19 protein-coding genes, 1 tRNA gene and 1 pseudogene are annotated in these 18,290 nt (G+C 71.9%); 10 read left to right on the forward strand and 11 right to left on the reverse strand.

Annotated elements, in window-relative coordinates; genetic code table 11:
- The first annotated feature begins 5 nt into the window (after positions 1–5).
- The gene (locus ABZ915_RS46225) at positions 6–1,007 is read left to right on the forward strand and encodes a proline racemase family protein (RefSeq protein ID WP_361816707.1); all 1,002 of its coding nucleotides are present in this window, start codon (positions 6–8) and stop codon (positions 1,005–1,007) included.
- 41 nt (positions 1,008–1,048) lie between these two features.
- Positions 1,049–1,747 carry a GntR family transcriptional regulator gene (locus ABZ915_RS46230; protein WP_361816768.1) on the forward strand — a complete coding sequence of 233 codons (699 nt, stop codon included), beginning with the start codon at positions 1,049–1,051 and terminating at the stop codon, positions 1,745–1,747.
- Between the two features lie 11 nt (positions 1,748–1,758).
- Here ABZ915_RS46230 and ABZ915_RS46235 read toward each other — a convergent pair whose 3' ends face one another.
- Positions 1,759–3,510 carry a heparin lyase I family protein gene (locus tag ABZ915_RS46235; protein WP_361816710.1) on the reverse strand — a complete coding sequence of 584 codons (1,752 nt, stop codon included), beginning with the start codon at positions 3,508–3,510 and terminating at the stop codon, positions 1,759–1,761.
- 222 nt (positions 3,511–3,732) lie between these two features.
- Between ABZ915_RS46235 and ABZ915_RS46240 the strand changes: the two genes are divergently transcribed.
- The 3 genes from ABZ915_RS46240 (at position 3,733) to ABZ915_RS46250 (ending at position 5,880) form a co-directional block, all read left to right on the forward strand.
- Positions 3,733–4,656: a helix-turn-helix transcriptional regulator gene (locus tag ABZ915_RS46240; protein ID WP_361816713.1), complete on the forward strand. Its 924-nt coding sequence runs from the start codon at positions 3,733–3,735 to the stop codon at positions 4,654–4,656.
- Positions 4,657–4,891: 235 nt separating this feature from the next.
- Positions 4,892–5,371, forward strand: coding sequence for a hypothetical protein (locus ABZ915_RS46245; protein WP_361816715.1), 480 nt, complete (start codon positions 4,892–4,894; stop codon positions 5,369–5,371).
- Positions 5,371–5,880: an RICIN domain-containing protein gene (locus ABZ915_RS46250; protein ID WP_361816718.1), complete on the forward strand. Its 510-nt coding sequence runs from the start codon at positions 5,371–5,373 to the stop codon at positions 5,878–5,880. The genes ABZ915_RS46245 and ABZ915_RS46250 overlap by 1 nt, the downstream gene beginning before the upstream one ends.
- 98 nt (positions 5,881–5,978) lie before the next feature.
- Here ABZ915_RS46250 and ABZ915_RS46255 read toward each other — a convergent pair.
- The 3 genes from ABZ915_RS46255 to ABZ915_RS46265 form a co-directional block, all read right to left on the reverse strand.
- Positions 5,979–6,052, reverse strand: a tRNA-Pro gene (locus ABZ915_RS46255).
- 101 nt (positions 6,053–6,153) lie between these two features.
- Positions 6,154–7,353 (reverse strand): serine hydrolase domain-containing protein, encoded by a 1,200-nt coding sequence (locus ABZ915_RS46260; RefSeq protein WP_361816721.1) that lies wholly within the window; start codon positions 7,351–7,353, stop codon positions 6,154–6,156.
- Positions 7,354–7,388: 35 nt separating this feature from the next.
- On the reverse strand, positions 7,389–7,901 hold the full coding sequence (locus ABZ915_RS46265; protein WP_361816724.1) for a hypothetical protein: 513 nt from the start codon (positions 7,899–7,901) through the stop codon (positions 7,389–7,391).
- A gap of 167 nt (positions 7,902–8,068) precedes the next feature.
- Between ABZ915_RS46265 and ABZ915_RS46270 the strand changes: the two genes are divergently transcribed.
- Positions 8,069–8,413: a cupin domain-containing protein gene (locus tag ABZ915_RS46270; protein WP_361816727.1), complete on the forward strand. Its 345-nt coding sequence runs from the start codon at positions 8,069–8,071 to the stop codon at positions 8,411–8,413.
- Here ABZ915_RS46270 and ABZ915_RS46275 read toward each other — a convergent pair.
- A complete protein-coding gene (locus ABZ915_RS46275; RefSeq protein WP_361816730.1) occupies positions 8,403–9,449 on the reverse strand; it encodes a LacI family DNA-binding transcriptional regulator in 1,047 nt (348 codons plus the stop codon). The genes ABZ915_RS46270 and ABZ915_RS46275 overlap by 11 nt on opposite strands.
- A 111-nt stretch (positions 9,450–9,560) precedes the next feature.
- Between ABZ915_RS46275 and ABZ915_RS46280 the strand changes: the two genes are divergently transcribed.
- The gene (locus tag ABZ915_RS46280; RefSeq protein WP_361816733.1) at positions 9,561–10,721 is read left to right on the forward strand and encodes a Gfo/Idh/MocA family oxidoreductase; all 1,161 of its coding nucleotides are present in this window, start codon (positions 9,561–9,563) and stop codon (positions 10,719–10,721) included.
- Here the strand turns inward: ABZ915_RS46280 and ABZ915_RS46285 are convergent.
- Both ABZ915_RS46285 and ABZ915_RS46290 read right to left on the reverse strand, forming a co-directional pair.
- Entirely contained in the window at positions 10,685–11,335 is a 651-nt protein-coding gene (locus ABZ915_RS46285; RefSeq protein ID WP_361816735.1) for a poly-gamma-glutamate hydrolase family protein, read from the reverse strand. The two genes, ABZ915_RS46280 and ABZ915_RS46285, sit on opposite strands and share 37 nt — an antisense overlap.
- A gap of 10 nt (positions 11,336–11,345) precedes the next feature.
- A complete protein-coding gene (locus ABZ915_RS46290; protein WP_361816738.1) occupies positions 11,346–12,377 on the reverse strand; it encodes a LacI family DNA-binding transcriptional regulator in 1,032 nt (343 codons plus the stop codon).
- Positions 12,378–12,538: 161 nt separating this feature from the next.
- Here ABZ915_RS46290 and ABZ915_RS46295 point away from each other — a divergent pair, with 161 nt between their 5' ends.
- The 3 genes from ABZ915_RS46295 to ABZ915_RS46305 all read left to right on the forward strand — a co-directional run bounded on the left by ABZ915_RS46295 (position 12,539) and on the right by ABZ915_RS46305 (position 15,593).
- Complete coding sequence (locus ABZ915_RS46295; protein WP_361816741.1) at positions 12,539–13,705, forward strand: phytanoyl-CoA dioxygenase family protein; 1,167 nt, start codon at positions 12,539–12,541, stop codon at positions 13,703–13,705.
- Between the two features lie 8 nt (positions 13,706–13,713).
- Entirely contained in the window at positions 13,714–14,490 is a 777-nt protein-coding gene (locus tag ABZ915_RS46300) for an SDR family oxidoreductase (RefSeq protein ID WP_361816744.1), read from the forward strand.
- A gap of 98 nt (positions 14,491–14,588) precedes the next feature.
- Positions 14,589–15,593: a Gfo/Idh/MocA family oxidoreductase gene (locus ABZ915_RS46305; RefSeq protein ID WP_361816747.1), complete on the forward strand. Its 1,005-nt coding sequence runs from the start codon at positions 14,589–14,591 to the stop codon at positions 15,591–15,593.
- Between the two features lie 7 nt (positions 15,594–15,600).
- Here the strand turns inward: ABZ915_RS46305 and ABZ915_RS46310 are convergent, their stop codons facing one another.
- From ABZ915_RS46310 to ABZ915_RS46325, 4 genes and pseudogenes are all read right to left on the reverse strand, one after another.
- On the reverse strand, positions 15,601–15,804 hold the full coding sequence (locus ABZ915_RS46310) for a hypothetical protein (protein WP_361816750.1): 204 nt from the start codon (positions 15,802–15,804) through the stop codon (positions 15,601–15,603).
- Positions 15,805–15,854: 50 nt separating this feature from the next.
- Entirely contained in the window at positions 15,855–17,102 is a 1,248-nt protein-coding gene (locus tag ABZ915_RS46315) for a serine hydrolase domain-containing protein (protein WP_361816753.1), read from the reverse strand.
- Between the two features lie 136 nt (positions 17,103–17,238).
- On the reverse strand, positions 17,239–18,141 hold the full coding sequence (locus ABZ915_RS46320; RefSeq protein ID WP_361816756.1) for a sugar phosphate isomerase/epimerase: 903 nt from the start codon (positions 18,139–18,141) through the stop codon (positions 17,239–17,241).
- A 2-nt stretch (positions 18,142–18,143) separates the two neighbouring features.
- Positions 18,144–18,290: pseudogene (locus ABZ915_RS46325) on the reverse strand (sugar ABC transporter ATP-binding protein); the annotation flags it as partial.

Raw genomic sequence — 18,290 nt, forward strand, 5'->3', positions numbered from 1 at the left:
CGGTCATGCGCAGCAAGCTCGTCCTGCACGCCGTCGACTCGCACACCGAGGGCATGCCCACCCGGGTGATCACCGGCGGGATCGGCACGATCCCCGGCGCGACGATGAACGAGCGGCGGCTGTACTTCCGTGAACACCGCGACGACATCAAGCAGTTGCTGATGAACGAGCCGCGCGGGCACTCCGCGATGAGCGGCGCGGTCCTCCAGCCGCCGACCCGGCCCGACTGCGACTGGGGGGTGGTGTACATCGAGGTCTCCGGCTATCTGCCGATGTGCGGGCACGGCACCATCGGCGTGGCGACCGTGCTCGTGGAGACCGGCATGGTGGAGGTCGTCGAGCCGGTCACCACCATCCGCCTGGACACCCCGGCCGGGCTCGTCGTCGCCGAGGTGGCGGTCGAGGACGGTGCCGCCAGGAACGTCACCCTGCGCAATGTGCCGTCCTTCTCCGTCGGCCTGGACCGCAAGGCCGTGCTCGCCGACGGGCGGACGGTGACCTACGACCTCGCCTACGGCGGCAACTTCTACGCCATCCTGCCGCTGGAGGAGTTCGGCCTGCCCTTCGACCGCGCCCGCAAGGACGAGATCCTCGCCGCCGGCCTGTCCCTGATGGAGGCCATCAACGGCGAGGAGGAGCCGGTCCACCCCGAGGACCCGTCCATCCGGGGCTGCCACCACGTCCACCTGTACGCGCCCGGCGCCACCGCCCGCCACTCCCGGCACGCGATGGCCATCCACCCCGGCTGGTTCGACCGCTCGCCCTGCGGCACCGGGACGAGCGCCCGCATGGCACAACTGCATGCGCGGGGCGAACTGCCGCTGCACACCGAGTTCGTGAACGAGTCCTTCATCGGCACCCGGTTCACCGGCCGGCTGCTCGGCACGACCGAGGTCGCGGGGACCCCGGCCGTGCTGCCGAGCTTCACGGGCCGCGCCTGGATCACGGGAACGGCCCAGTACCTGCTCGACCCCACGGACCCGTTCCCCGCGGGCTTCGTCCTCTAGCCTCCTCCAGCCCCCTCTAGACTCCCCCGGTGACGCGTGACATGGCACAGCAGCCGCAGCAGCCGGCCCAGGCCGCCGAGGCCCCCGCACTCCCCCGGCTGGGCGGCAGGCGCAGCAGCTACCGGGAGCGGGTCGCCGACGCGCTGCGGGCCGCGCTGATCGCGGGTGAACTGCGGCCCGGCGAGGTCTATTCGGCCCCCTCCCTGGCCGCCCGCTTCGGTGTCTCCGCGACACCGGTGCGGGAGGCGATGCTCGACCTGGCCAAGGAGGGACTGGTCGACGCGGTCCCGAACAAGGGCTTCCGGGTCACCGCCGTGTCCGACCGGCAGCTCGACGAGTACACGCACGTGCGCGCGCTCATCGAGATCCCCACCGTGGTGGCCCTGACCGGCACGGCGGACCGTGCCGGCCTGGAGGCGCTGCGCCCGGCCGCCCGGGAGATCGTCACCGCCGCGGCGGCGGGCGACCTCATCGCGTACGTCGAGGCCGACACCCGCTTCCACCTCGGTCTGCTCGCCCTCGCCGGCAACACCCACCTGGTCGAGGTGGTGGCCGACCTGCGCGGACGCTCCCGCCTCTACGGTCTCACCGCGCTGGTGGAGGCGGGCCGCCTGCTGGCCTCGGCCGAGGAACACCTCGAACTGCTCGACGCCCTGCTGGCCCGCGACGAGAACGCCGTACGCGAGGTCATGACCCGGCATCTGGGGCATGTGCGGGGGTTGTGGGCCGCCCGGGACTGACCGCGCCCACTTCATTCTCCGCTGTCGATGTGCTGGGTGTGGCGTCGTGTTCCCGCGTGATAGAGGACGTTGGTGCCCTTCATGTCGGCCCGGTACAGCGCCTGTTCCATGTAGACACCCTTGCTGTTGTCGTCGAGCGTCTGCATGTGGGTCAGGGGGAGGACCTTCTTGCCGTTCAGCCAGATCTCGGCGAAACCGACGTCGGGGTCGGTGGAGAACTTCAGGTGCACGTCGAAGTGCATCCAGGTGTCGTACCGGAGGTCGCCGAGGGTGTGGAGATGCTCGGGCTGCGAGTAGTCGCAGGGGTTCTTCTGGTTGTTGAGCTCGTTGTCGAAGACCAGTTGCGGGCCGTTGTCACCGGGGAGGATGTCGATCTGCTCGGGCGGGGAGCAGTTGGCGCGGGCGTCCATCCACTGGGTGATGTCGGTCCAGTCGGAGCTCCACCCGGTCTTCTTGTTCGGGTCGGAGGGTACGTACGTCCACCACTCGTAGTACGCCTCGTCGCCGGGGTCACCGCCGGTGTCCTTCTGGGTGGCGGTCGCCTCGGCCCGCTCCTCCTCGGCGTTCTTGGTGGTGTCGACGGTGAACTTGCCGGCCACGCCCGACCGCCCGCCGGGCGCGTCCACCTTCTCCAGCGTGGAGTTGCCCCAGTCGCCGCCGGCGTGGATCTCCCAGTCGTACGTGCTCCAGTCGCCGTCCCACAGGGTCTGGTCGCTGCCCGAGGGCGGGGGCGGCGGGTCCGTCGGGTCGGGGTTGGCCTCCGCGGCCACCTGGTGGATCGTCTGCGCGTTGTCGGGGTTCTCCAGGTCGTCGGTGAAGGCCATGATGTAGGCGGCGTCGTTGTCCAGCGCCGTCTGGAAGTCGTCGATCAGTCTGTCGCCGGATTCCGAGGTCATTCGGCGCTGCTCGCCGATGAGCGTGGTCCTGTGCCAGTCCCCGCCCTTCAGCGGCCAGGTGGTGCCCAGGCCGTTGTCCTGGAGCCAGGCGCCCTGCGCGACGGCGTAGTCGAGGGTCTTCTGCTCGTTGTAGCCGTCGGTCGAGCCCAGGAACGTCTTGTCCGGCATCACCGCGACCGGCGTCCTGGTGAACGCCTGACGGTAGGTGCTGATGGCGTTCTGTACGTAGCCCCACCAGATCTTGTCCGTGTAGCCGATGCCCTGCCACAGGCTCAGGATCTTGTCGTTCTTCTCACTGTCCGGTTTCGTCTCACCGCCGACCCCTACGCCCGCTTCGATGAACGCGACGTTCGCACTGCCGTCGTAGCGGGCCGCGAACGCCTTGATGAAGTCGTCGTAGTCCTGCTCGAAAGTGGGGCCCCAGTACTGCGGAAAGACCGCCTTGTCCTGCTCGGTGACGGACTTGACGCCTTCGTCGTAGACCCACTTGGGGGTGCCGTGCGCGGAGTCGGCCTCCTTGTCCCACTTGGCCCAGCCGGCCGCGGAGACGCGCAGGATGACCTTCTTGCCCGCGTCGACCCACGGCTTCATGTCCTTGTCGACCAGGTCCCAGTTGTACTGGCCCTTCTTGGGTTCGAGTTGGGCCCAGTAGTAGACCAGCGAGCGGCCCGCGACATCCGGATTGCTCGCCAGGTCGGAGCTGTGGCCGCCGCTGAAGGCATAAATGCCCTTGAAGTCGGGGTACTTGGAGTCTTTCGGGGATGCGGCCGATACGCCGGACCGGTGCGCGGGGGCCGCGGAGGCGGCTGTCATGCCGCCGGCGGCCAACGCGACTGCGGCCAGCGAGGCCAACAGCGTGGATCGCATGTTCCTGCCCTGCTTTCGTCAAGCCGGCGGGCGGCCGGCAAGGCCTGCCGCGTGCCGCCGGGAGTTGTTACGCCGCCGCGCCTGTGGACACGGCGCGTGTGACGCCTGACGGCTTCAGGGAAGATGACCGGGGGGTTGATGACCAGGCGACGCCGGCGGTGAACAATCAATGCGCACCGTGCGGCATCAACAACGGTGACCGTGTGGGAGGGGCGTCCTCTGATGGGAAGACCGGAACTGCCGCTGGATCCCGCCGATGGGCTGCTGGCCGCATTCGCCCATGACTTACGCGCCCTGCGGCACAAGGCGGGAACCCCCAGCTACCGGCAACTGGCCGCCCGGGCTCATTTCTCCGCCACCGCACTGTCGCGGGCCGCCTCCGCGCAGGCGTTGCCGTCGCTGGAGGTCACTCTCGCCTTCGTCGCCGCGTGCGACGGGGACACCAGGGCCTGGGAGGCGCGATGGCATGCGGTGCGCCGCGAGTTGAACAGCGCGTCCCTGGACGATGCCGGGGCCGAGCCCGGTGACCCGCCCCTCATGGGCGGCGCCCGCCTCGGGGACCGCCTGCGCGCCCGCCTCAGGGGGCGCCTGCGAGTCGCCGCGGTCCTCGCCGTCGTGCTCGCCGTCGCCGCAGGGGTGGGCGCCGTCGTGCGGCCGTCCTTCGGCTCGGGCCACTCCCCGGCCGAGCGCCCCGCCCCCACCGCGGCGGCGACCACGCCCAGTGCACGCGACGGCGAGAGCACCGACCGGCCGCGCCCGGTGCTGCGCGAGGGCGGCGTGACGCTGCGTCCGGACCAGCTCGTCGACTTCGACAACCCGGCGTGGCCGATGTCCAGTGGCGATGAGGGCAACCCCTACGACCTGCAACTGACGTCGGACCAGTACACCCTGACCAGCATCGGCGCGGACGACATCACCATCCTTCCGGCCCACAGCCGTGGCACCCGCGACGAGTGCGCGGTCCGCAACGACTACAGCCAGCCGGTCACCGCCGCCAAGGACCGTGTGGGCACGCTGTTCTGCCTCATCACCGACCGGCGCCGCTACGTACTGTGCCGCATCGTCGGCGTGCGGCACGACGCGGCCGGCCGCCCCTCCCAGGTCCGCCTCGACGTGGTGATCTGGAAGCCGAGGGACGCCTCCTAGGGACGCGGACCTGGTCGCGCATCTGGAAAGCCGGCCTGAGCAGGCGAGACATTGATGAGTTGATGCTCCTTTGTACGACCGCCTCCGATTCCGCCTCCCGCCCGTTGACCGGGCCGGGCCGCGGCACGAGTGTGGCGGCGGGCCGCGGCGCCGACTGGTGACCGCCGGGCGCGGCAGGCCGCTGCACCACCACTTCCCCCCACCAGGCGCGTCAGATCCGAGGAGCTGATCGAAGATGACTTCGTCCCGTCCAGGCCGGGCCGCGATCCTGTCCGGCGCAGGAGTACTGCTGGCGGCCGCAGGGCTGATGGCCGCACCCGACGCACAGGCGACCGGCAACTGCAAGGACTACTCGCCGGGTGGCTACCCGATCGGCATCTGCATCAACGACCGCAACATCCCAGGCGCGACCAACGCATACCCGGACTACTACGTCAACGGCGCGGTGCCGGCGAACTGCCGGATCACGGTTGAGATCTGGGACGGCTTCAAGCGCCGGTTCGGCCCCGTCTTCCAGGACAGCAATTCCTGTACGAAGGGCCACCACCCCTCCAGCGGCTCGTGGTGCGTGTCAAGCTGGGACCCGGCCGAATACGGCGACAGCGTCACGGTGCACGCCTACTTCCGGCTGTACAGCGGCAGTCGGCAGATCAACGACACCAGCACCAACTCCGGCCCGCTCACGGTCAACTACGAGCCGACAGCGCACTGCTGATGAGTATCCACATCCGTACCCTCACCGCCGCGCTCCTCGCCTGCCTCGCACTGGCCGGCGCCGCGCCGGGCGCGAACGCAGCGGCTTCCAGGGCTGCGGTGCCGCTGACCGGCCCCTGGTTCGGTCCCGTGCGACTGCTGAACCCGAACTCCGGCCGCTGCCTCGGCATCGCGAACGGAAACGCGGGGATCTGGGACTGCACGACCCGCCCGGACCAGGAGTGGTCGGTCGGCTCTCCGTCCGGCAACCTCTTCCTGATCGAGAACGGCGACAACCAGTGCCTCAACGTCTCCGGAGGACAAGGGGCCCAGGTCATCGCCTCACTGTGCAACCTGACGGGGAACATGTTCTGGTCGTACGCCACCGACGCCAACGGGCATCGTGTGATCAAGAACGAGCAGACCAGGATGATCCTGGGCGTCTACGGCGGCCGGACCGCGAACGGGTCCGAGGTCGTCCAGTGGGCCGACACCGACGGAGCCGACCAGGACTGGGCGCTACGGCCCTGAGGAGCCCGTCCGACGACGGTCCGGGCGCAGGCGGCGGATAATGATCAAGGGCCTGTTTCGGATACCTCCGAAACAGGCCCTCCTGCGACTGTCTCCAGTCGGGACGACAGGATTTGAACCTGCGACCCCTTGACCCCCAGTCAAGTGCGCTACCAAGCTGCGCCACGTCCCGGTGCGGTGCCACGCGGGTGTCCCGCGTGATCGCGCAGGTCAACCCTACCGCACCCGTACGGGTGCTGCTGCCGCGGCCGGGGCAAGCGCCGCCCGCCGAGGTCAGGGCAGGTCGAGCGGGTGGCCCGGTGCCAGGGCGGCCGCGATGCGGTCGGTGATCGTCTGGGCGGTGTTGCCCTGCGGCGCCCGCTGTCCCACGGTCGTGGACACGGCGATGGCGAGCTTCGCGTCGGGCTCGTACGCCTGCACCGCCGCGAAGCCGGCGAAGGACGGGTTCTGCACGACCCAGCCGTTCTTGACGATGACGCCCACCCCGAAGTGGAAGTCCTCGGTCTGCTTCAGGCACACGGTGGCGGGGCAGCCGGCGGTCGGGGTGCCGAGGCCGGGGGTGCCGGGGTCGAGCTGCACCCGGCGGGCATGCCGGGAGAGGAGTTCGCCCGAGCCGATGCCCTGGGCCGAGCGCGCCAGGTCGCAGATGTCGCTGGTGAGGACGGCGCCCGGGACGGTGGTCCAGGAGGGGTTCCAGAAGGTGGACTCCTCGTACCTGCCGCGTTCGCCGTCGTAGGCGTGCAGCACGGGCGAGGGGATCTCCGGGGTGAAGCCGTTGGCCGTCCGGCTCAGCCCCAGCGGGTCCAGGACGCGCTCGCGCAGCAGCCTGTCCAGCGGGGTGCCGGTGATCTTCTCCAGGGCCTGGCCGAGGAGGACGAAGTTGGCGTGCGAGTAGCTCCAGTTCGAGCCCGGCGCGTACCAGAGGGGGTGGCTGAGGGAGAACGCGAGCAGCTCGCGCGGGGTCCACCGGCGGAAGGGGTCGGCGTAGAACCGCTTCACGAACGCCGGGTCGGTGACGTAGTCGTGCAGGCCGGAGGTGGAGTCGCCGAGCATCCGCAGCGTGATCTCGTCGCCGTGCGGCAGGTCGGGCAGCCAGCGGGAGACGGGTTCGTCGAGGCCCACCCGGCCCTCGTCGACGAGCTGGAGCAGCACGGTTCCGAGGTAGGCGAAGGCGACCGCACCGGAGCGGAAGCGCATGTCCGGCGTGGCCGGGACACCGGCCATCGACTCACCGGTCGCGTCGGTGACCACCTCGCCGCCGTTCACCGTGACCCGGACCAGTACGGCCTTGAGATCGAGTTCCCGCTGGGCCTTGCGCACGATGTCGCTCACCCGCCGTGCCCGGTCGTCGGTGCTCTGCCCGCCGGCGACGCAGGCCCGGCCGGGGCGCTCAGCGGCCGGCAGCGCCGGCGTCCCGAGGGCCACGGCGAGCAGGGCGGCGGCGCACAGCGACATCGCACGGACACCGGTCATACGGGCCATAAGCAACATATTGACACGAGCGCCCGCTACTTGATGATCGCGTTGGCCACCACCACGAACACCCCGATCAACGCGTCCCCCACCCCGGTGGCCGCCGCGAAGAACCATCTGCGGCCCGCGGACCTCGCCGAGGCCAGGCCCAGGGAGAACAGCAGGACGGTGTTGAAGGTGAACGCGGTGTACTCGACACTCCTCGTCGGCCACCAGCCCCAGCCCGCGCCCGCGAGGATCAGGGCACTGGGCAGCATGGCGACGACCAGTGGCCACTCGGCGGCGAGCGCGCGCAGGGCCTCGCCGCGTATCCGGGGCCCGCGCTCGGCGATGTAGTGGGAGTAGCCGTGCGCCAGGGCGGAGGCCAGGGCGGTCACCAGCAGCCACGCGGCGTCGTAGCGCCGGTCGGCCCGGCTGAAGTGCCCGTACTCGGTGAGCGCCGCCACCATGGCGCTGGCGACCACGGCGCCGTAGACCCCGCCGAAGAGCAGCATGGACCGGCGGTCGTGCGCCGGCCGCCGGGGCACGGCCTCCGCGGGATCCGTCATGGGGTGCTCTCTTCGCGGGCTCACAGGGGCGGTGCTCTCCACGGTCACCCGCCCCGGCACGTCCCGCCACTTCACCGCGGGCCGCGACGAAGCGTCTTGCGAGCCGCGCCGATACCCCACACTGTGTCCACGCCCGGGCGTCGTACGCCCCGGTTAGGGTCACCGGCATGACCCACAGCTTCGCCCTGCACGTCCCCGACGCCGAGCTCGAACCCGAGCCGCTAGCCCCGGAGCAGATCCTGTCCGGCACGCCCGAGGTGACCGGAAAGGTGGTCTGGGAGTCGGCGGACGGCAAGCAGCTCCGCGGCATCTGGCAGATCACCCCGGGCGTGGTCACGGACACCGAGGCGGACGAGCTGTTCGTGGTGCTCGGCGGCTCGGCCACGATCGAGGTCGAGGGCGGGCCCACGCTCCGGGTCGGGCCCGGCGACATGGCGGTGCTGCGCGCGGGCGACCGTACGACGTGGACGGTGCACGAGACGTTGCGGAAGGTGTACGCGATCAACCTGTGACGGCCGGGGGCGCCGCCGTCGTCCCCCGGATCCGCAGCGCCGGCGCGGCCAGGTGGAGGCCGCCCGCTCCCCCGCGCCCGTCGAGCCGGTCCAGGAGGCAGCGGGCGGCGCGGCGGCCGACCTCGTGCGGGGCGGTGTCGACGGTGGTCAGCCAGACGTGGCGCAGCCGGGCGATGCTGGTGTTGTCGTAGCCGGTCACGGACACGTCCCCCGGCACCCGCAGCCCCAGTTCCCCGGCGGCCGACAGCGCGCCGACGGAGGCGATGTCGTTCACGGCGAGAAGTGCGGTGGGCCGCTGAGGACGGCTGAGCAGCCGTACGGCGGCGCGGTAGCCGCCCTCTTCGGTGAGGTCGCCCGGCTCCACCGCCGCCCGGTCGGCGAGCCCGTGCTCCCGCATCGTCGCCTCGAAGCCGCGGCGGCGCAGCTCGGCGACGGCGCCGTACCCGGCGAGGTGCGCGATGCGGGAGTGACCGAGCCCGATGAGGTGCTCGGTGACCAGCCGGGCGCCCTGCTCGTCGTCCCCGGCCACGATGTCGACGCCGGGCAGCACCGGCTCGCGGGCGCCCGCGACGACGACGGGCAGCCGCTCGGCGACCGCGGTGAGGACGGCCGGGTCGGGCAGGGTGCCGACGACCACCAGGCCGTCGACGCCGAGGTCCAGGAACGGGCCGGTCAGATCGTGGCCGCCGCGCCGGTTCAGGCGGGCGTCGGCGAGCAGCATGTGCAGGCCCGCCGCGTGCAGCAGCGGGTTGAGGCCGTCGAGGAGGTCGACGTACCAGGGGTTGCGCAGGTCGTTGAGGAGCACGCCGATCATGGGGGTCCCCCCGCTCGAGCGAAGCCGAGAGTGGGGGAGGGTGCGCTGCTCGCTGAGGCTGCGCGCGGCGGCGTTGGGCCGGTAGCCGAGTTCCCGTACCGCCCGCAGCACGGCCTCCCGCTTCTCCGGGCGCACCTGGCCGGAGCCGCGCAGCACCAGCGAGACCAGGGACTTGGACACGCCGGCCCGTTCGGCCACGTCGCGGATGGTCGGCGCTCTCATGCCGTGGACCGTTCCATGGGGCACTCCCGCCTGTCAAAGGGTTGACACCCGTGGCAAACGCACCCAAGGTGGCCCGGGAAAGAATATGGACCGGTCCAAAGAGGGGCTGTCATGGTGGAGACGCTCGGAGTCGCCGTCGTCGGGTTCGGCTGGATGGGCCGGGTGCACACCCAGGCGTACGCCCGCCTCCCGCACCACTACCCGCAACTGCCCCTGCGGCCGGAGCTGGTGGCGGTCGCCGAGGAGGTGCCGGGCCGGGCCGAGGAGGCCGCCGGGCGGTTCGGCTTCGCCTCGGCCACCCGGGACTGGCGCGAGATCGCCGCCGACCCCCGGGTGCGGGCGGTCAGCATCACCGCGCCGAACTTCCTGCACCGCCGGATCGGTGTCGCGATGGCCGAGGCCGGCAAGCACATCTGGATCGAGAAGCCGGTGGGCCTGACCGCCGACGACGCCCGCGCGGTCGCCGACGCGGTGGCGAAGGCGGGCGTGCGCGGCGCGGTGGGCTTCAACTACCGCAACGCGCCCGCCGTCGAGACCGCCCGCGACCTGATCGCCTCCGGCGGGATCGGCACCGTCACCCACGTCCGCATCCGCCTCTTCAGCGACTACGCCGCCCACCCGGACGGCGCGCTGACCTGGCGGTACGAGCGGGAGCGGGGCGGCAGCGGAGTCCTCGGCGACCTGGCCTCGCACGGCGTGGACCTGGCCCGGTACCTGCTCGGCGACATCGCGTCCCTGACCGCCGACACGGCCGTCTTCGTCCCGGAGCGGGCCCGCCCCACCGGCGCCACCGCCGGCCACACCCGGGCCGCCGGCGGCGAACTCGGCCCGGTCGAGAACGAGGACTACGTCAGCTGCCTGCTCCGCTTCGCCTCCGGCGCCCGCGGTGTCCTGGAGGCCTGCCGGGTCTCGGTCGGCGAGCAGAACAACTACGGCTTCGAAGTGCACGGCACCCGGGGAGCGGTCTCCTGGGACTTCCGCAGGATGAACGAACTGGCCGTCAGCCGCGGCACGGCCTACCAGGACCAGCCCGTCAGCACCGTCTACGTCGGCCCCGGCGACGGCGAGTTCGAGGCGTTCCAGCCCGGAGCGGCCAACGCCATGGGCTACGACGACCTGAAGGTGATCGAGGCCGCCCGGTTCCTGCGCTCGATCGCGGAGGACAAGCCGTACGGTGCGACGCTCACGGACGCCGTGCGGAGCGCGGAGGCGCTGGACGCCATGGTCCGGTCGGCTCAGAGCGGGTCCTGGGTGGAGGTGGCCGGGCCCTGACCGTCCGGGCCCGCGGCAAGACGGCCGACACCGGCGACCAGCGCCTCGATCACCGGCGGCGGGGGTTCGTCGGGGACGCCGTCCCGTTTCTCCGGGCCGCTGGTGCGGGCCAGGAGCGGCAGTTCCACCTGGACTCCTGACCGGCGGGTGAGGTTGACCGGGTTCCTGGGATGCAGCCCGCGCAGGGCGGCCGGAATCTCCGGAACGTGCGTGACGACCTTGAACCCGGGGGCGAGGGCGCTCAGTTCGCGGGCGAGGACGAGCGCCGCGTCCCGGTTGCCGCCGCCCAGGAAGACCGAGCGGGGGGCCTCGGGGCGCATGTGGCCGTGCAGGGAGACCGTGAGGGAGACCCGGGAGAGGAACGCGCGCAGGAGTTCGCAGTGGTCCACGGCCATGCGCGGGGACGGGATGTGCACGGGCCGCCGGGTCTCCGGCTGGGTGAAGACCAGGCTGGTGGCGCCGCAGCGGCGGGCCACGATGCGCGCGAGTTCGGCCGTGCCGCCCTCGTTGCTGCCGTGCAGGGCCAGCATTCCCACGTCGCCGCCCCGCACGAGGGTCGCGACCAGGGGGACGCCGTCGATCTCCAGGTGTTCGGTCTGCTCGGCGCGCGTCACTCCGTCTCCTTCAACGCGTGGCCCGCACGGGCATGTTGTAGGGCGTGACGACCTGGATCGCCGACGGCGGGGTCGGGCCCGCCGGGGGCAGGGCGCCATGGGCGCGCATCACCAGGTGGCAGGCCTCGCGCAGGTCGTGGCGCAGGTCGTGGTGGAGCACGGCGGACAGGCGGTGCTCGCGCAGCAGTCGGGTGTTGTCCTGGTCGAGGTCGTGCGCGACGAACACGGCGCACGGGCGGCCGAGGTCCGCGAAGGCCCGCAGGGTGGCGATGTTGCCGCCGCCGATCGAGTAGACCGCGCGGATCTCCGGGTCCCGTTCCAGCGCGGCCCGCACCAGGTCGTACTGGGTGGCGTCCAGCCCCTGCCCCTCGGCGATCTCCACCAGCGCGCGCTCGGGGTGCCGGGCCCGCATGGCGCTGCGGAAGCCCATCTCGCGCTCCTCCTCGTTGCGGAAGAACCCGCTGCTGAGGCTGGTGAGGACGTTGCCGGGCCGGTCGCCGAGCCACTGGCCCATCAGATAGGCGGCGGTGGCCCCGGCCGCCCGGTTGTCGATGCCGACGTAGCCGAACCGGCCGCTGGCGGGCAGGTCGGTGACGAGGGTGACGACCGGGATCCCGGCCGCGGCCAGCCGTCCGACGGCGGCGGTGACCTCGGGGACGTCGGGGGCCTTGAGGATCACGCCCTGCGAGCCGCGCCGGGCGATCCGGTCCAGGATGCCGACCAGTTCCCGCACCGGCCCGGTCTCCCGGAAGTGGAAGCGGGAGCGGAGCACCGCCGGGTGCAGTGCCGGCAGTTCGGCCTCCAGAGCGGCGCGCACGGCCGTGCTGAAGCGCTCGGGCGACTGCATCACGATGTCGGCCATGAAGGTCCTGCCGACCAGCCGGACCTGGGTGCGCTGCCGGTCCAGGTCCGCGATGGCCCGGTGCACCTCCTGCGCGGTGCTCTGCCGCACTCCTCCCCTGGCGTTCAGCACACGGTCCACCGTGGCCTCGCTGAGACCGGCCTGACGTGCGATCTCACGGATCGGGAAGGGATGGCCCATGACGGGGACTCCTCGGCTCCTTGAGGGGTTTTTGATGGCCACGTGCTGGTTGTTCGAGGGGTTTGTACTGACAAGAATGACAGAGCGGCGTCGTTCCCGGAGCCGGCTCGCTCCCGTGACCGAAAGGCCGACCCGCTCCCGTGACCGAAGGAAGGACGCCGATGTCCCTCGCCTCCGCAACAGGCCCCCTCTGGCTGTCCGAGCAGGACTGCGACCCGGACGCCTTCCGCGCCCTCGTGGAGCGGACCACCGACCCCGCCGACTACCCGCACGCCTCGAGGGTGGAGCGGAACGTCCTCGTCTACGACAGCGAGCGGCTGCGGGCGGCCGGCGACCGCCATGCCGTGCGGACCGAGCTGGTCCGCGCACTCGCCGACGGCCCCGGAATCGTGGTCTTCGAGGGCGCCTTCCCGGACCCGGCCGTCGTCGACCGGACCACGGCCGTGTTCGACGCCCTGATCGCCGAGCAGCGGGCCTCGGGCACGGGCGCCGGGGACCACTTCGCCCGGCCGGGCGCCAACGACCGGGTGTGGAACGCGCTGGAGAAGGCGGCACTGTACGACCCCGAGGCGTTCGCCGACTACTACGCCAACGACATCCTGGCCCTGGTGTCGGGGGCCTGGCTGGGCCCCGGCTACCAGGTCACCTCCCAGGTCAACGTGGTCAACCCCGGCGGCGCCGCCCAGACCGTGCACCGCGACTACCACCTGGGCTTCCTCACGGCCGAGACCGCCGCCGCGTACCCGGCGCACGTGCACCGCCTCTCCCCGGTGCTCACCCTCCAGGGGGCCGTCGCCCACTGCGACATGCCGGTCGAGTCCGGGCCGACGCTGTACCTGCCCTACTCGCAGCGGTACGAGCCCGGCTACCTGGCCTGGCGGCTGCCCGGATTCCGGGCCTACTTCGAGGCGCACCACGTCCAGCTGCCCCTCGCCAAGGGCGACGCGGCCTTCTTCAACCCGGCGCTCTTCCACGCGGCCGGCACGAACCGCACCGCGGACATCCGGCGCACGGCCAACCTCCTCCAGGTGTCCTCGGCCTTCGGACGCGCGATGGAGACCGTGGACCGGGAGGCGGTGGTGAACGCGCTCTACCCGGTGCTGCTGAAGCGGAAGGCGGAGGGCGTCGGCGGGGCCTGGCTGGAGCACGTCGTCGCGGCGAGCGCCGAGGGCTACCCCTTCCCCACCAACCTCGACAGCGACCCGCCGGTGGACGGCCTGGCCCCGCCCTCGCAGGCGGACCTCGTCCGGCGGGCGCTCGATGAGGAATGGACCCCACAGGCGCTCCGCGAGGAGCTGCGCGCCGGTACCGCGCGACGCGAGAGCTGAGGACACGCATGGGACTTCTCGACGACAAGGTCGTCCTGGTCAACGGGGGCAGCCAGGGGGTGGGCGCCGCGGTCGCGCGGGCCGCGGTCCGCGAGGGGGCGGTCGTGGCCGTCACCGGGCGGCGCCCCGAGCCGGGCGAGGCCCTGGTGGCCGAGCTGGCGGCGGCCGGTGCCAAGGCCCTGTACGTACGCGCCGACCTCGCGGACGCCGAGCAGGCCAAGGCCGCCGTGGCGGAGGTGGTCGACGCCTGCGGCCGGGTGGACTGCCTGGTCAACTCGGCGGGTCTGACCTCCCGGGGCACCCTGCTGGACACCACGCCCGAGCTGTTCGACCAGCACATCGCGATCAACCTCAAGGGGCCGTTCTTCGCCATGCAGGCGGCCGTCGCCGACATGCTGGCCCGTGAGGCGCCCGGCACGATCGTCAACATCATCACCTCCTCGGCGCACGGCGGGCAGCCCTTCCTCGCGCCGTACGTCGCCGCCAAGGCCGGCCTGGCCGGCCTGACCCGCAACGCGGCGCACGCCCACCGCTGGGACCGGATCCGGATCAACGGCCTGAACATCGGCTGGACCGCCACCGAGGGCGAGGACGCGACGCAGCGGGCCTTCCACGGTGCCGGGGACGACTGGCGGGAGCAGGCCGCGGCCCGGCTGCCGATGGGCAGGCTCGGCCGGCCGGACGAGATCGCCGACTTCGTGGTCCTCCTGCTGTCCGACCGGTCCGGCGTGGTCACCGGTTCGGTGATCGACTGGGACCAGAACGTACTGGGCGGTCTCGACTAGCCCCCGCACCCCCGCACCCCCGCACCCCCGCACCCCCGCACCCCCGCACCCCCGCACCCCCGCACCCCCGCACCCCCGCACTTAGGAGCTGTACCGGCATGCGTATCGGAATCCTCGGCCTCGGCCGCATCGGCGCCTTCCACGCCGAGACCCTCTCCGGGCTCGACGCCGTCGAGTCCCTCGTCGTCGCCGACCCGTTCGCGGACGCGGCCAAGGCCGCCGCCGAGCGGTTCGGGGCCGAGGTCGCGGACTCGCCCGAGGCGGTCCTGGCCGCCGGGGTGGACGCTCTCGTGGTGGCCGCGGCCACCGACGCCCACCCCGCCCTGATCGTGGCCGGGGTGGAGGCCGGCGTCCCCGTCTTCTGCGAGAAGCCCGTCGCCCGCACCATGCGGGAGGGCGTCGAGGTGCTCAAGGCCGTCGAGGGCAGCGACGTACCGGTCCAGATCGGCTACAACCGCCGCTTCGACGCCGGCTTCGTGGCCGCGCGGGCCGCCGTACAGGCCGGTGAGCTGGGCAAGCTGCACACGGTCCGCTCGACGACGCTGGACCCGGCCCCGCCCCCGGCCGCGTACGTCGCCGCCTCCGGCGGTATCTTCCGGGACTGTTCCGTGCACGACTTCGACATCATCCGCTGGGTGACCGGCCGCGAGGTGACCGAGGTGTACGCGGTCGGCGGCAACCGGGGCGCCGACTACATCAGGGAGGCGGGCGACGCCGACACCACCGGCGCGATCCTCACCCTCGACGACGGCACGATCGCGGTGATCTCCAACAGCCGCCACAACGCGCGCGGTTACGACGTCCGGATGGAGCTGCACGGCTTCACGGACTCCATCGCCGTCGGCCTGGACGACAAGCTCCCGCTGCGCTCCGTCGAGCCCGGCGTGGCCTTCCCCGCCGGCACCCCGCACGACTTCTTCATGGACCGCTTCACCGACGCCTACCGCGCCGAACTCACCGCGTTCACCGAGGTCGTCGCCGGCACCCGCCCCTCCCCCTGCACGATCGCGGACGCCCTGGAGGCCGGCTGGATCGCGGAGGCCTGCACCCTGTCGCTGCACGAGCACCGGCCGGTGACCATCGCGGAGGTCCGCGGCGCCTGAGCGGCCCTCACAGGCAGTAACGCACCAGCCACTCGTTCGGATCGTAGGCGTCGCGCGCCGGGTCCGGGCGGGTGGCCGGTCGTTCCTCCACCGTGTCCGCCAGCCGCACCGGCTCCGGCAGTGTCCCGAACCGGGACCGGCGCGCGGCGGCCTCGCCGGTGTCCTGTGCGCCCTCGTCCGTCGTGCCCTCGTCCCTCGACTCGCCGTCCATACGGACCTCCCCGTCACGGTGACCACACGCCGTCACCCTCTTCAACGTCCTCACCGCGCCGCCGGTTCCGCGGGCAGGTCGAAAACGTGCTCCGGGGAGACGATCCTGGTGATGGCGGCTCCGAGCAGAGTGCTGGGCTCGGTCCCCTTGTGGTCGATGTCGGTGTTCAGCAGCACGACGAGGGTCGCGCGGGCCGACGGGAGGTGGACGGTGAGGGACTCGTAGCCGGGCAGGGAGCCGTTGTGGCCGATCCAGCCCTGGACGTCGAAGATGCCGAGGCCGTATCCGGCGCCCGGGATGGGCGTCGGGGGTGTGGTGAGCCGCTGTTTCTGGGTGGCGGGGCTGATCAGGGTGCGTCCGTCGGGCAGTTGTCCCGTGGCGACCGTGCGCGCCCAGACCCGCAGGTCCTCCAGGTTGGAGATCATCGCGCCGGCCGCCCAGCCCCAGGACGGGTTCCAGTCCGCCGCGTCCTCGACCCTGCCGGTCGCGGTCTGGTTCGTGTACCCCTGCGCGTGCGGTACCGGGAACTCGTTGCCGGCGGGGAAGAGGGTGTGGTCGAGGCCGGCGGGAGCCAGGACGTTCCGGTGGATGTAGTCCGCGAGCGTCCGGCCGCTCATCCGCTCGACGACCAGGCCGAGCAGGATCAGGTTGGTGTTGCTGTAGTCGAACTTCTTCCCCGGCGGGAACAGCACGGGATGCCTGAAGGCGTAGTCGAGCAGTTGCCGCGGGGTGAAGGGCCGTTGCGGGTCCGAGGTCAGCGCCTTGAAGAAGTCGTCGTCCTCGGAGTAGTTGAACAGCCCGCTGCGCATGCCGGCCAGCTCGCGCAGGGTGATCCGGTCGCCGTTCGGCACGCCGTCGACGTACTGGTCGATCGTGTCGTCCAGCCCCACCTTGCCCTGGTCGACGAGCTCCAGCAGCGCCGTCACGGTGAACGTCTTGGTCTCGCTGCCGATCCGCATGTACAGGTCGGAGGACATCGGCCGGCCGGTCGCCTTGTCGGCGACGCCGAAGGACCGCACGTACCGGCCCTTGTCGGGTGTCCACAGCCCGACGACGACCCCGGGGACGTTCGCCTCGCGCATCACGCCCCGCACGGCCGCGTCGAGCTGCCGCTGCACGGCGGGCGTCAGCTCGCGGACCTCGTCACCCGGGACGGAGGGCGAGGGCGGTGCCGGGGCGCTGGAGGCGGCCGACGGCGGCGGCACGGCGGCGGCCCAGCCCGCGGCCGGCGTCACCAGCGTCCCCACCGCGATGGCGGCGACGGCCCCCCTGCGCAGTCGTGCTGCCCTGTGCGACATGGGCGTACTCCCGACGTCGGCTACCCCCAGGAGTCGGTCATTCCACGATAGGAGCGCCCGCGCGCCGCCGCCTGTCGGCGGTGACGCGCGGGCGTCGCGGGACCCGGGACGGTACGGCCCCGGCCGGGCCCCGGTGTCAGGCCCCGCAGGAGCGCAGGAACTGCCGGGTGCGCACCGCGATGGGCAGCGGCTTGTCCGGCTCGCACGGGTACATGTCCTGCTCGACGATGGCGAACAGTTCCACGCCGAGCCGCTGTGCCGCGGTCAGCACGGGCTCCAACTCGGGTACACCGGAGGGCGGTTCGCACATCACCCCGGACTGGACCGCCGGGCCGAACGGCACCTCGTTCTTGACGACCTCGGCGAGGATCTCCGGGTCGACCTGCTTGAGGTGCAGATAGCCGATCCGCTCGCCGTAGGTCTCGATCAGCTTGACGCTGTCGCCTCCGCAGTAGGCGTAGTGACCGGTGTCCAGGCAGAGGTTGACCAGTTCGGAGTCGGTGGAGTCCAGGAACCGCTCGACGTGGTCCTCGGTGTCGATGTGCGTGTCGGCGTGCGGGTGGACGACGATGTCGAGGCCGTAGACCTCCTGGACCTCATGGCCGAGCCGCTCCATGCCCTTGGTGAGGTGCGCCCACTGCTCGGCCGTCAGCTCCGGCGGCTCCAGGATCTCGGCGGTCTTGTCGTCCCGCCAGAAGGAGGGGATCACCACCAGGTGCTTCGCGTCCATCGCCTGGGTCAGCGCGGCGACCTGGCTGACGTGCTCCCAGGTGGACTCCCAGACGGACGGGCCGCGGTGCATACCGGTGAAGACCGTGCCCGCCGACACCTTCAGGTTCCGCTGCCGCAACTCGTCGGCGAGACGGGCCGGGTCGGTGGGCAGATAGCCGTACGGTCCCAGCTCGATCCAGGAGTAGCCGGCCTCGGCGACCTCGTCCAGGAAGCGCTGCCAGGGCACCTGTCGCGGATCGTCGGGGAACCAGACGCCCCAGGAGTCGGGGGCCGAGCCCACCCGGATGCGGTCGAGGGCGTTGGCCATGGTCAGGAGCTCCCTTCCGGAGAGGTCGCCACGGGCGCGGTGAGGTCTTCCTCCTCGGGGAGTTCTTCGACGTCGACGCCGCGGACCTGGGCCAGTTCGTGTTTGAGGGCGGCGAGTTCGGTGCCGCCGGCCATGTGGTTGGTCAGTTC

This window comes from Streptomyces sp. NPDC046915 (genome assembly GCF_040644935.1).
GTDB lineage: Bacteria > Actinomycetota > Actinomycetes > Streptomycetales > Streptomycetaceae > Streptomyces.